Raw genomic sequence first — 12,053 nt, forward strand, 5'->3', positions numbered from 1 at the left:
TCTGCAGCGTTTCTGTCTTCTATTGGGAGACGCGGTATTCTATAAAAATCATAGCGCGACGAGAGAAGACGTCAATATTGTTTTTGTTATTGAAGAGTTGTTCAAATATTTACTTTGAAAAATTGAGAACACATGCCGACGACGCAATATTCACATATCGATCCAATACGCGTATTCCATTGATTTCCGGAGGACCAGCGCCTGATCTTCATATCACCGCCTCGATCAGGAACGGTCCCTTCCGGCGAAAGGCTGCCGACAGCCGGTCGGCGAAGGCTCGGGAATCCTCCACCCGTGCCGCCTCCACCCCCATCGACTTGGCAAGGCCGGTCCAGTCGATCACCGGATCGACGAGATCGAACAGGCGGTCGGCGTTGCGGCCCGGTTCCCCGGCGCCGACGCTGCGGTACTCGTTGCGCAGGATGGCGTAGGAGCGGTTGGCGAAGACGATGGTGACGACATCCAGTCCCTCCCGTGCCTGCGTCCACAGGGCCTGGGCGGTGTACATGCCGCTGCCGTCGGCCTGCAGCGCGACGACCTTGCGATCCGGACAGGCCACGGCGGCGCCGGTCGCCAGAGGCAATCCAATGCCGATGGATCCGCCGGTCAGCGCCAGGAAATCGTGAGGCGGCGCACCGCGGGTGAGTTCGAACAGGCGCCGACCGGAGGTCAGTGCCTCGTCGCACAGGATGGCCCCCTCCGGCATCAGGGCGCCGAGGGCCGCCGCGATGGAGTCCGGGGTCAGCGCCCCGTCGATCATCGCCGGCCGTTCGATCTGCTGGACCAGCGGATGGGAACCCGGCCCGATGCCCAGCGCATCGGCCAGCGCGGCCAGCGCGCCGGGCAGGTCGGCCTCCGGCTCGGCCAGCGTCAGGATACGGCACCCGTCCGGCAACAGGCTGCTCGGACGCCCGGGATAGGCGAAGAAGGCAACGGGTGCCGCGGCGCCGACGAGGATCACCTGCTCGACGTCGCGGAAGGTGGCGATGGCACCGTCCAGCGGATAGGGAACGCGCTCCACCGGCACGCGGCCGGCGCCGCGTTCGATGCGGGCGTTCGACTGCTGCGCGAGCAGCCGGACCCCGGCGGCCCGGGCGATGCGGTCCGCCGTCACGAGCGCCGGCGCACGAAGGGCCCGGCCGGTCAGCAGCAGCACCGTCCGCCGGCGCGAACGGATCGCCGCCGCAGCCTCTGCCACCCTGTCCTCCGACACCTCCGCGGCCGGCGCGGCCGGCAGCGGAGGCAGGTCGGACGAGGTTTGCCCCCAGGCCGCATCGGCCGGCAGGATCAGCGTGGCGATCCGGCCGGGTGCGGTGCGGGCGGTCCGGATGGCCTCCGCCGCATCCCGCGCGACCGTTGCCGCGGAGTCCGTGCTGCGCACCCAGTCGGACATCGGCCGCGCCAGCCCCTCGACATCGCTGGTCAGCGGCGCGTCGTAGGCGCGATGATAGGTGGCATGGTCCCCGACCACGTTGACGACGGGGGACCGCGCGCGCCGCGCGTTGTGCAGGTTGGCCAGCCCGTTGGCCAGCCCCGGCCCGCAGTGCAGCAGGGTGACGGCCGGCTTGTCGGCCATGCGGGCATAGCCGTCGGCGGCCCCCGTCACCACCCCCTCGAACAGGCCGAGGACGCAGCGCATGCGCGGCCGGCGGTCGAGAGCGGCGACGAAATGCATCTCCGACGTGCCGGGATTGGCGAAGCAGACATCCACCCCGCCGGCCAGCAGCGTGTCGCACAGCGCGTCGGCGCCGGTGTAGGGCGTATTCCCGGATGTTCCGTGAGCCATCGTCATGCCGCCGGGATGGCGTGCACGGCCGAAGCCGGCCAGAGCACGTCGAGCGAGGTGCCGCTGCCGATGCCGTCCGCTTCCTGCGCCCGCAAGCGGATGCGCAGGTCGGCGCCGCCGGAGCGTCCGATCAGCAACGTGCTTTCACCGTAGGGCACGATCGTGTGGACGTTCACCTCCGCACGGTTCGGCCGGTCCGCCGCGCCGCGGGCGTCGGGTTCCGCGACATGGATCGATTCGGGCCGCAGCATCAGCGTCACTTTTGCCCCGATCGCCGACGGCAGCCGATCCTGCAGGCGCAGCAGGCCGAAATGCTCGGTCCTGACCAGCCCGTCCTCGGGATCCAGCACGATTCCGGGCAACAGGTTGCTGTCGCCGACGAAGCGGGCGACGAAGGGGGTGCTGGGGCGGCGGTAGACTTCCTGCGGGGTACCGATCTGGTCGATGCGGCCCTGTTCGAACACGGCGATGCGGTCGGACATGGTCATCGCTTCGGACTGGTCGTGCGTGACGAAGATCGTGGTCACGCCCAGGCTCTTCTGGATGCGTTTGATCTCGATCTGCATCTGCTCGCGCATGTTCTTGTCGAGTGCGCCCAGCGGCTCGTCCAGCAGCAGGAGCGACGGCTCGAACACCAGCGCGCGGGCCAGCGCGATGCGCTGCTGCTGGCCGCCGGACATGTCCTTGGGCCAGCGTCCGCCGTAATCGGACAGGCCCACCAGATCCAGCATGGCGCGCGCCCTGCGCTCGGCTTCCGCCGCCGGGACGCCGCGCATGTTCAGCGGGAACATGATGTTCTGCAGTGCCGTCTTGTGCGGGAACAAGGCGTAGTTCTGGAAGACGATGCCGATGTTGCGGGCGTGCGGCGGGATGTTGCTGAGCGAGCGGCCGCCGACCTTGACGGTGCCGGACGTCGCCGTCTCGAACCCGGCGATGATCATCAGCGTCGTGGTCTTGCCCGAGCCGCTGGGCCCGAGGAACGTGACGAATTCGCCTTTTTCCACGTCGAGCGACACGCCGCCGAGCGCCGTGACGCTGCCGTAGGATTTGGTCAGGGCGGAAACCTGAAGGTAGGGATCGGGCATGGTTCGGCCTCAAGCCTCCAGCTGCACGCGAGCCGGCGCGCAGGGGTTGGTGTCGGATGGCGCGGTGCCGGTGATCGCCGGGCCGTTGCCGCGGGCGGCCGAGCCGGAGCCGCTGCGGGAGCGGCGGCTCTGCACTGCCTTCCACAGCACCGGCATCAGGATCGCCAGCACCACGGCGGCGAACAACAGGGTGGACACGACCGAGATGACCGGGTCGGCCTGCATGCGGATGCTCTCGAACATCTTGCGCGGCAGGGTCTCGCTTTCGCGTCCGGAGATGAAGAGAGCGACGACCGTCTCGTCGAAGGACTGGATGAAGGCGAACAGCGCGCTGATCGCGAAGCCCGGACGCAGTACCGGCAACGTGACGTGCCAGAAGGTCCGCAACGGGGTGGCGCCCAGGCTCATGGCCGCGCGCTCCAGGTTGCGGTCGAACCCCTTCAGGTTGGCCGACAGGATCAGGAAGGCGACGGGGACCGACAGCGCGGTGTGGGCGATGATCACCCCGATGTGCGTCTGCGTCAGCCGCAGGTCGCCGAGATAGGAGTAGTAGCCGATGGCCAGCACGATGTGCGGCATCGCCATCGGCATGGTCAGCATCAGGTTGGCGATCCCGCGGCCGAGGAAGCGGTGGCGCACCACCGCGAAGGTCGCCGGGGTGACCAGCAGCATGGTCAGCAGCATCGTCCCGAAGGCGATGATCAGGCTGTTGATGGTCGGCTGCGTCCAGCGCTCGTCGGAGAAATAGGCGGCGTAGTAGCCGAGCCAATAGCCGGGCGGCGGGAACTCCAGCGACGGTGCCGTGCTGAAGGACATCGGCACGACGATGAGCAGCGGAGCGGCGATGAAGGCGGCGACGAGGAAGCCGATCAGGCGGGGCAGGAGCCTCATGGTCATCCCCACAACCGGTCGAGGCCGAAGCGGCGGTGATAGACGGCGAGCACGATCAGCGTGCTGGCGAGCAGGACCATGGCCATGGCGGAGGCCTGGCCGAAATCCAGGAATTCTTCGATCTGCGTGCCGATCAGGCCGGCGACCATCTGCTCCTGCGGGCTGCCCAGCAGCACCGGCGTGACGTAGAAGCCAAGGCAGATCATGAACACCAGCGTGGCGCCGTTGACCATGCCGGGCGCGCTCAGCGGCAGATAGACCTGACGGAACACCCCCCAAGGCTTCGCGCCCAGGCTTTCGGCCGCCCGCAGCAGGGCGGGATCGATGCGTTTCATCACCGAATAGAGGCTCATCACCATATAGGGAATGAGGATGTGCACCATCGCGAGGGTGGAGCTGAAGCGGGTGAACAGCAGGTGGGGTGGTGGATCCCAGCCAAGGAAGCCCAGCAGTGCGGTCAAGGGGCCGTTGTTGCCCAGCAGCACCATCCAGGCGTAGGTGCGGACCAGGAAGCTCGTCCAGAAGCTCATGGTGACCAGCAGCATCAGCAGCGCCGCAACGCGCGGCGACGACTGCGCCATCAGGTAAGCCAGCGGGTATCCCAGCAGCAGGCAACCGACCGCCACCCCGAACGCCGTCAGGAAGGTGTTGAGGAAGACCTGCAGGTAGAGCGCGTCGCCTGCAAGATGGGCGTAGTTGCCGAAGCCCGGTTCGGGCTCGGTCACGCTCATCATCGCGACTTGGCCGAGCGGGACCAGGAAGAAGGTGCAGAGGAACAGGGCCAGCGGAAGCAGAAGAAGCCAGGGCTTCGACGCTCCCCGGAGAGCGGTGGGAATCACAGGCATCTCCCTTCGCGGATACAGCGGGAGGCGGTCGGCTGGAACCGGCCAGCGGGAACCGGTCGGCAGGCGTCGTTCAACTCGCCAGCCACTGCTCGAACCGCTGGGTCACCTTTTGCAGGTTGCCGCCGAAATCCTCGACGTTCTGCTCGAAGGCCAGGGGATAGTTGCGCGGTCCGGTCGGCATGCGGTCGGCTTCCTCCTTCGGGATGAACTCGAAGGCGGCCGGGTTGAGCGGACCGTACAGTGCCTCGCGACAGAAGCCGGCCAGCCGTTCCGGCTGGACGGCGCTCTGGATGAACTTCCAGGCGATCTCGCGACGCGGCGTGTCTTTGGACACCACCCAATAGGCGCGGTCGATCTCCGCCTGTTTCCAGGAGATGCCGACCGGGTGGCCCTGGTCGATCAGTTCCAACGCGCGGGAATGCCAGATGCCGACCATGTCCACTTCGCCGTCGCGCAAAAGCTGCTGCGACTGCTGGCCCTGGGTCCACCAGACCCGCAGGTCCGGCTTGATCCGTTCGAGCGCACGGAAGGCGCGTTCGGTGTCGAGCGGATAGAGCTTGTCCTGCGGCACCCCGTCGGCCAGCAGGGCCAGCGGCAAGACGCGGGCGCAATAGCGCTGCAGGCAGCGCGATCCCGGGAAGTCTTGCCGGTTCCAGAAATCGGCCCAGGTCTGCGGCCCGCCCTTGGGAAAGCGGTCGGTGCGGTAGGCGATGATGGTGGAGAAGGCGTGCGAAGCGACGCCGTTCTCGAACACGGCGTCTTTCCACGGCCCGTTCGCGCCCAGCGGACTGCCCGCCACGGCATCGATGATTTTGGCGGCGTTGGCACGGACGATGTCGCCGCCGCCCAGTGTCGTCACGTCGAATTCATAGACACCCGTACGGACCTGTGCCGCCAGTTTGGCGAAGGACACCGGCGACACGGTGCGGATCTCCACCCCGGTTTCCCGGGTGAACGGCTCGAACAGATGCTTCGCCGCGGCTTTTTCCCAAGTACCGCCCCAGGTATTCACGTAGAGGACTTCCGCCGCCCGCGCAGTGCGGACGATGGCCGGCATCGCAAGCGCACCCGCGGTGCCGGCCGCCGCCTTGATGACCGAACGGCGGGACCAGCCCTGCGGCGCGCACTCGTCGCCGGCCTTTTCGACGTCTTTGCTCATAGCCCCTCCTGTGCGACGGAACATTCCCTGGCGATGGCCGCAGCCTGGGGCTGCGGCACACCTATGGGTTTGCCGTTCATGATGGTCACAGCACCGCAGGCCATCCGCCCCTTATCGCGATGTCCTGAATGGCATGAATGGGTTACGCCCTATCTCACCTGTTTCGACTGACGGCTGCTTTGCGCCGCGCTTGACCTAGAGGACGAGAAAATGTATTCTAATAGAATACAGCGTCTTTCTAAGGAATATGCTGCGCCCTGCGTCGCCGCCGTGTCAAATCAACGCAGCGTCAATTTGCCGCATACCAGCCATGCGCCATCGCAATGCCTGCCTTGCGCCTACCTCTATCTATTTGAAGGCGACGTGCCGCCGAAAATGACGTCCGTCCGCGGGCTGTATTGAGGCCGGACCGCGGCAGGCGATCTTGCAGCACCGTCAACTTTCCGGCCCTCGCGGTTCGGAAGGGCGCGGCTTGGCCAAGAACGGCCAGGGACACGATCTCATCGGGTTTGTTGGTCCACGTTATCGGGCCGTTTGCTGATCCCCTTGTGCTGACGGTGCTGCACACTCGGAATGACGTCCCGCTTGGCCGCAATGTGACTTCAACTTATCGGCCACCAACAGGCATGGGATCCGGCTCTGCCTCTTCAGCAGCTTGCCCGGAAAAGGAACGTAGGCGGCGTCACAGAGCAGGGTCGGTTCGGAATCCCGAGCCGGACGCGTGGCGAACGGAGGCGCCAACGAAATCGTGAAGATCGCATCGAAAACAGGCCGTCAACTCTTGCGCAGTCCAAGCGGGGTTGAGTTCCAGTCCCGGTCTCGATGCCTTTTTCAATAGTCATCGGTGGCAGCCAACCGGGGGCGGAGTGCTGCAGGCAATGGCCTGCAGCCCAGCGATCCGTCTTCGGTCGCACCGCCTATGCCTGGCATCGCGAACCGAGCGGCGCGGTGTGGGGTTGGCGCGTTGGAACCGGAGGCCACGCCCCACGGCGGCTGTTCGGCGGCGTATTCGACCGCCTCCCCAGCCTCAAGCTGCTCCTCGGTCCCATGGACGAGGGGCCTCCCATGCCGCGCCGGCGTTTCGCCGTCTATTGGCACGGCCTCGAACTCAAGCACCATCCGTCGGGATGATTCGGCCGCAACATCGCCATCACCAACTCCAGCGGCGCTTTGATGCGCGATCGACGAGATGGGCTCGGACGCCGTGACGAGCGCGGCGAATGCGGAGTTGCTCACGCTCTGACCGGCGGCCGGGCCTTGAGGTGGACAGCCGACCTCGGCTGCCCGGACACCATCCGCATCGTGTAATCAGAAGGCCGGGAAAGGTAACCGGTGACCGAAATTCCCCCGCTGCGACAAAGTCCTGTGGCCGTGCCGGACCGAGATCAGCCTCGCCCATCCCGCCTTGCAACGGAATCGGCAAGAATGCACAGCAACTCGAAGAGCAGCGTCGATGCGGTGATCGCCGTCAAGCCGGATGGATCGAAGGGGGGCGAGACCTCGACCAGATCGGCGCCGATCAGGTTCAGGCCACGCGCGAGGCGGAGCATGGCCTGCGCCTCCCGCGTCGACATGCCGCCGATCTCCGGCGTGCCGGTGCCGGGGGCGAAGGAGGGATCTAGGACATCGATGTCGAAGGTCAGGTAGGTCGCCTGGTCGCCGACGATCGCCCGCGCTTCGGCCATGACATCCTCGGGACCGCGTTCGATGAACTCCTCGATGAAGATCAGGCGGATACCGGCCGCCCGCGCGAAGTCATAATTGGACGCGTCGGAGATCGCGCCGCGCAGGCCGATCTGGACCATGCGCTTTGGATCGAGCAACCCCTCCTCCACCGCTCGCCGGAAGGGCGTGCCGTGGTTGTAGCGGTTGCCGAAGAAGTTGTCGTAGGTGTCGGAATGGGCATCGAAGTGGATCAGGCCGACCGGACCGTCCGTCACCAGCCCGCGCAGGATGGGCAGCGTGATCAGATGGTCGCCGCCGACCGTCAGGGGCGCCGCACCAGCCCGGCGGATGCCATCGAAGAAGCCGCCGATGCTCTCCAGGCTTTCATTGAGATCCAGCGGATTGATCGGGGCGTCGCCGCAGTCGGCGACACGGACGAGATCGAACGGGGACACCCCGGTGACGTGATGGACGCGGCGCACCAGACTCGACTGGTTGCGGACCTCGCGCGGCCCGTGCCGGGTGCCCGGACGGTTCGTCGTCCCGCCGTCGAAGGGCACGCCGACCAGTGCGACATCGACCTCCTCCGGCCGCGCGACGGGAAGCCGCATGAAGGTCGGCAGCCCGGCGAAGCGGGGAACGATGCCGGAATCGAGGGGCTGGAATTTCTGCTCGGTCATTCTGCGGTCAAACTCCGGTTTCCGGCCGGCCGAATTCCGACGCGACCGCCTTGGTGATGCGGGCGACATGGTCGTCCAGAAGAAGCCGGCCCTTTTCGGCCGATGCGCCTTGCGCACGGGCCAGGACGCCGGAAGCCGGGACGAAGCCCTCCGGCACCGGGTAGCGGTCGTAGGTCGGGAAGCGCGCCGGGCCGTCCGTGGGCACCTTGCTCATATCCACCAACTCCGGACGCAGGAGAAGCATCAGCGACGTCTCCAGCAAACTGGCGTGCTCCAGATCGGTTCCCGGGAATCCGTCCGGGAACAGCGTGTCCAGCGTGTCGCGGCCGACGAAGTCCCAATATTCCAGGCGCATCACCTGCATGTCGTCGATGCCGTCGCGCCGCAGCTCGCGCAGGGCCAGATGCACCCCCTCGACCGACGGCCAGGCGTTCTCGAAATGGCCGATCACCACGACGAGATTGCGCACCCCGTCATGGCCCAGGCTGCGGATGACGTCGCGCACCACCAAGGAAAAGGTGTGGGCGTCGAGGCTGGTGGTGCCGGGGAAGCCTTCGCCGCCGCCGGAGCGCGGCTGCGACTTGTAGCCGTAGGGGACGGGCGGGGCGACGATGCCGCCGACGTTGCGCGCCACCCGCTCGCAGACGGCGGTGGGCAGCACGACGTCCACATTCATCGCCATGTGCGGCCCGTGCTGTTCGGTGGCGCCCAGCGGCAGGAAGACGATGACGCCTTCCTTCACCTTGGCGGCAAACTCCGGCCAGCTCAGCTCGGCCATGAAGACGCTGTCGACCATGGGTTCCAGATCCTTTCAGTGCATCGCCGCGCCGCCATCGACGCTGAGGCATTGCCCGGTTGTGAAGCTCGCGGCCGGGGAGGCCAGGAAGACGATCGCCGCGGCGACCTCCTCCGGACGGCCGATCCGGCCCATGGGGTTGTCCGTCTCGACCGCCCGCTGCGCGTCGGTCATGCGCCCATAGCCCAGGAGCGGCGTGTCGATTGGGCCGGGCGCCACCGCGTTGACCAGGATGCCGGGCGCCAGTTCCCGCGCCCAGGACCGGGTCAGCGACAGCATGGCGCCCTTGGTCGCACAGTACCCCGAGGCTCCCCGGCGGCCGAGATAGGCGAGTTCGGAAGCGACGTTGATGATGCGCCCGCCTTCGCCCATCGCCTTCAGCGCCTCCCGCGCGACCAGGATCGGCCCGCGGATGTTGACGGCGTACATGCGGTCCATGCCGGCGATGTCGATGGCCGCCAGCGGCGCGTCGATCTCGATGCCGGCGCAATTGACCAGCACGTCCAGACCGCCCAGCCGGTCCACCGCCGTCGCCACCGCCGCGACGACCTGCGTCTCCTCGGTGAGGTCGCAGACCACCCAGTCGGCATCGCCGTCCGGCGCCGCGGCGCGGTCGAGCCCGACCACCCACGCCCCCGCGGCGGCGAGCGCCGCCCGTGCGGCACGGCCGATCCCGCTCGCCGCGCCGGTGACCAGCGCGCGGCGCCCCTCCAATCCCGTCACCATGGCACTTCTCCACGATCCGCCCCGATGCTCTGTCCGGTGATGTTGCCGGCGAGGCCGGAGGCCAGGAACAGGTACGGCCCGGCGACGTCGGCCGGCTCCATCAAACCGGGAAGCGCCTGCACGGCGACGATGTCCGCTAGCAATTCCGCCTCCGCCCGCCCCGCCCGTTCCGCCATCCGGCCGAGCGAGCGCATCGACGCCTCCGTCCTGACCCAGCCGGGGCACACCGCGTTGACCCGGATGCCGCGCGGCCCGAGCTCCTTCGCCCAGCTCTTGGTCAGGCCGATCACCGCGTGCTTGGACGCCACATAGGCGGCGAACAGCGGTTCGGCCACGCGGCCCCAGACGGACGCGGTGTTGACGACGCTCGCGCCTGAGCCCATTCCCGGCGCCACCGCGCGGGTGACCAGGAAGGTGCCGACCACGTTGATCTCCAGGATGCGGCGGAAGGCCGCCTCGTTGCCGGCGCTGGCGTCGTCGAGCGGTGTCATCAGCTCCAGACCGGCGTTGTTGACCAGCACGTCCACCGCGCCGATCCGGCCGGCCATCCCCCCAACCGCGGCGGCGTCCGTGATGTCCACCTGATGGGCCGCGGCCCCCAATGTCGCGGCAGCCGCGTGGATGCCGTCATTCTCCGCCGCGAGATGCAGGTCGGCGCCGGCCTCGGCGAAGGCCTGGGCGATGCCGAAGCCGATGCCGCGGCTGGCTCCGGTGACCAGCACCCGCCGTCCGGTGAAATCGATATGCGTCATTCGTCGTCTCCCGCCGCTTCGCGCAGCAGCTTCAGCACCGCGTTGCGCAGCCGGAAGAACTCCGGACTGTCGCGCAGTTCCAGCGGCCGTTCGGCACCGAGCTGCGCGGTCACGTCGATGTCGGCGACCAGCCGGGCCGGCCGCTTGGAGAAGACGATGACCCGGTCGGCCAGGAACACCGCCTCCTCGACGTCGTGGGTGACGAAGACCACCGTCTTGGTGTCGCGCCGCTGGATGCCGCGCAGCTCCACCTGCAGCTTCTCGCGGCGCTGGGCGTCGAGCGCGCCGAAGGGTTCGTCCATCAGCAGCACCTCGGACCCCGCGGCCAGCGTGCGGGCGATCGCCACGCGCTGGCGCATGCCGCCCGACACCTTGTTCGGATAGGCGTCGGAGAACTCGTAGAGCCCGACGAGGTCCAGGTAATGGTCGCGGCGGGCGCGTTTCTGCTGCTCGGTCAGGTCGGTGCGGTAGCGCATGCCGAACAGCACATTCTCCGCCACGGTCAGCCAGGGGAAGGAGGAATAGGACTGGAAGACCATGCCGCGCCGGTGGTCGGGACCGCCGACCGGCACGCCCTCCAGCCGGATGTCGCCGCCCGTCGGCGTGTCGAGGCCGCCGACCATGCGCATCAGCGTGGTCTTGCCGCAGCCGGAAGGCCCCAGGAAGACGATGAACTCGTTGCGGGCGACGGTCAGGTCAAAGGGCTGGCCGACCACGTCCAGCGCGCCGAAACGCTTGGTGACGCCATCGAAGGCGAGATAGGGCTCGGTCATGGGAAATGGCCCTCAGAGATAGCGGAAGGCGCGGCGGTGGGCGGCGCGCAGAAGCTGGTCGGTCACCAGCCCGATGATCCCGATCACCACCACGCCGGCCATGACCTCGGGCGTCTTCATGTAACGGCGGGCCGTCCAGATGACGAAGCCGATGCCGCTGTCCGCCGCGACGATCTCGGCGATGATCAGGTAGGTCCAGCACCAGCCGAGCGTGATGCGCAAATTGTCCACCAGCCCGGGAAGCATGGCGCGGAAGGCGACGTCGCGCAGAACCTGCGGCGTCCTGGCGCCCAGCGTGTAGGCGATCTCGACATATTCCTGGGGCACCCGCCGCATGTCGTCGGCGACCAGCAGCACGAGCTGGAAGAAGGTGCCGAGCCAGAGCAGGTAGAGCTTGGTGCTTTCCCCGACGCCGAACCAGATGATCGACAGCGGCACCAGCGCCGGCACCGGCAGGTAGCGGATGAAGTCGATGATCGGCTCCAGCGCCGCGCCCACCACGCGGTAGCTGCTCATCAGGATGCCGACGGGGACGGCCATCGCGGCGGCGAGGGCGAAGGCCGTCCAGACGCGCAGGGTCGAGACCCCGGCGTGCCACAGCAGGTTCTGCTTCTGCACCATCAGGAGCATGGCGTTCAGCACCGCCACCGGCGACGGCAGGAAGGTGCTGTTGACCAACCCGGCCCGCGCCGCCGCCTCCCATGCCAGCAGGAGGAGCAGGCTGGTGCCGACGCCGACCGCGGCCTGCATCCGCCGCGACAAGGCGCCGCGGAAGGCCCAGAGAGACGATGGACGGGATGTCCGGCGCGGCGCCGGGGCGGACCTGCCGGCCGGATTGGCCGCCATGGACGGAGGGGCCTCGCTCATGGCGGCTCCCGGCTGGATGGCACCGTCC

At 67.7% G+C, this 12,053-nt stretch carries 11 protein-coding genes; all 11 read right to left on the reverse strand.

Annotated elements, in window-relative coordinates; all coding sequences use genetic code 11:
* Positions 1-208: 208 nt before the first annotated feature.
* Positions 209-1,786, reverse strand: a complete 1,578-nt coding sequence (locus JHL17_RS24285) for an acetolactate synthase large subunit (protein ID WP_200197144.1) — start codon at positions 1,784-1,786, stop codon at positions 209-211.
* 2 nt (positions 1,787-1,788) lie between these two features.
* Positions 1,789-2,871: an ABC transporter ATP-binding protein gene (locus tag JHL17_RS24290; RefSeq protein WP_200197146.1), complete on the reverse strand. Its 1,083-nt coding sequence runs from the start codon at positions 2,869-2,871 to the stop codon at positions 1,789-1,791.
* A 9-nt stretch (positions 2,872-2,880) separates the two neighbouring features.
* Complete coding sequence (locus JHL17_RS24295) at positions 2,881-3,768, reverse strand: ABC transporter permease (protein ID WP_200197148.1); 888 nt, start codon at positions 3,766-3,768, stop codon at positions 2,881-2,883.
* Positions 3,765-4,601, reverse strand: a complete 837-nt coding sequence (locus JHL17_RS37250) for an ABC transporter permease subunit (RefSeq protein WP_200197150.1) — start codon at positions 4,599-4,601, stop codon at positions 3,765-3,767. Before JHL17_RS37250 ends, JHL17_RS24295 begins: the two co-directional genes overlap by 4 nt.
* Positions 4,602-4,677: 76 nt before the next feature.
* Positions 4,678-5,766: an ABC transporter substrate-binding protein gene (locus JHL17_RS24305; protein ID WP_200197152.1), complete on the reverse strand. Its 1,089-nt coding sequence runs from the start codon at positions 5,764-5,766 to the stop codon at positions 4,678-4,680.
* 1,385 nt (positions 5,767-7,151) lie between these two features.
* Entirely contained in the window at positions 7,152-8,111 is a 960-nt protein-coding gene (speB, locus tag JHL17_RS24310; RefSeq protein ID WP_200197154.1) for an agmatinase, read from the reverse strand.
* 7 nt (positions 8,112-8,118) lie between these two features.
* A complete protein-coding gene (locus JHL17_RS24315; protein WP_200197156.1) occupies positions 8,119-8,907 on the reverse strand; it encodes a creatininase in 789 nt (262 codons plus the stop codon).
* Between the two features lie 15 nt (positions 8,908-8,922).
* A complete protein-coding gene (locus JHL17_RS24320; RefSeq protein WP_200197159.1) occupies positions 8,923-9,633 on the reverse strand; it encodes an SDR family NAD(P)-dependent oxidoreductase in 711 nt (236 codons plus the stop codon).
* On the reverse strand, positions 9,627-10,385 hold the full coding sequence (locus JHL17_RS24325) for an SDR family NAD(P)-dependent oxidoreductase (RefSeq protein ID WP_200197161.1): 759 nt from the start codon (positions 10,383-10,385) through the stop codon (positions 9,627-9,629). Before JHL17_RS24325 ends, JHL17_RS24320 begins: the two co-directional genes overlap by 7 nt.
* Positions 10,382-11,158 (reverse strand): ABC transporter ATP-binding protein, encoded by a 777-nt coding sequence (locus JHL17_RS24330; RefSeq protein ID WP_200197163.1) that lies wholly within the window; start codon positions 11,156-11,158, stop codon positions 10,382-10,384. The genes JHL17_RS24325 and JHL17_RS24330 overlap by 4 nt, the downstream gene beginning before the upstream one ends.
* Before the next feature lie 12 nt (positions 11,159-11,170).
* Positions 11,171-12,025, reverse strand: coding sequence for an ABC transporter permease (locus JHL17_RS24335; protein ID WP_247893788.1), 855 nt, complete (start codon positions 12,023-12,025; stop codon positions 11,171-11,173).
* Between the last annotated feature and the right edge of the window lie 28 nt (positions 12,026-12,053).

Origin of the sequence: Azospirillum endophyticum (assembly GCF_016595245.1) — a bacterium.
GTDB classification, from domain to species: domain Bacteria; phylum Pseudomonadota; class Alphaproteobacteria; order Azospirillales; family Azospirillaceae; genus Azospirillum; species Azospirillum endophyticum.

Excerpts from the sequence above, each read along its gene's own strand:
- JHL17_RS24285 (WP_200197144.1), bottom strand. The coding sequence starts at position 1,786 with ATGGCTCACGGAACATCCGGGAATACGCCCTACACCGGCGCCGACGCG.
- JHL17_RS24290 (WP_200197146.1), bottom strand. The coding sequence starts at position 2,871 with ATGCCCGATCCCTACCTTCAGGTTTCCGCCCTGACCAAATCCTACGGC.
- JHL17_RS24295 (WP_200197148.1), bottom strand. The coding sequence starts at position 3,768 with ATGACCATGAGGCTCCTGCCCCGCCTGATCGGCTTCCTCGTCGCCGCC.
- JHL17_RS24305 (WP_200197152.1), bottom strand. The coding sequence starts at position 5,766 with ATGAGCAAAGACGTCGAAAAGGCCGGCGACGAGTGCGCGCCGCAGGGC.
- speB (WP_200197154.1), bottom strand. The coding sequence starts at position 8,111 with ATGACCGAGCAGAAATTCCAGCCCCTCGATTCCGGCATCGTTCCCCGC.
- JHL17_RS24315 (WP_200197156.1), bottom strand. The coding sequence starts at position 8,907 with ATGGTCGACAGCGTCTTCATGGCCGAGCTGAGCTGGCCGGAGTTTGCC.
- JHL17_RS24320 (WP_200197159.1), bottom strand. The coding sequence starts at position 9,633 with ATGGTGACGGGATTGGAGGGGCGCCGCGCGCTGGTCACCGGCGCGGCG.
- JHL17_RS24325 (WP_200197161.1), bottom strand. The coding sequence starts at position 10,385 with ATGACGCATATCGATTTCACCGGACGGCGGGTGCTGGTCACCGGAGCC.
- JHL17_RS24330 (WP_200197163.1), bottom strand. The coding sequence starts at position 11,158 with ATGACCGAGCCCTATCTCGCCTTCGATGGCGTCACCAAGCGTTTCGGC.
- JHL17_RS24335 (WP_247893788.1), bottom strand. The coding sequence starts at position 12,025 with ATGAGCGAGGCCCCTCCGTCCATGGCGGCCAATCCGGCCGGCAGGTCC.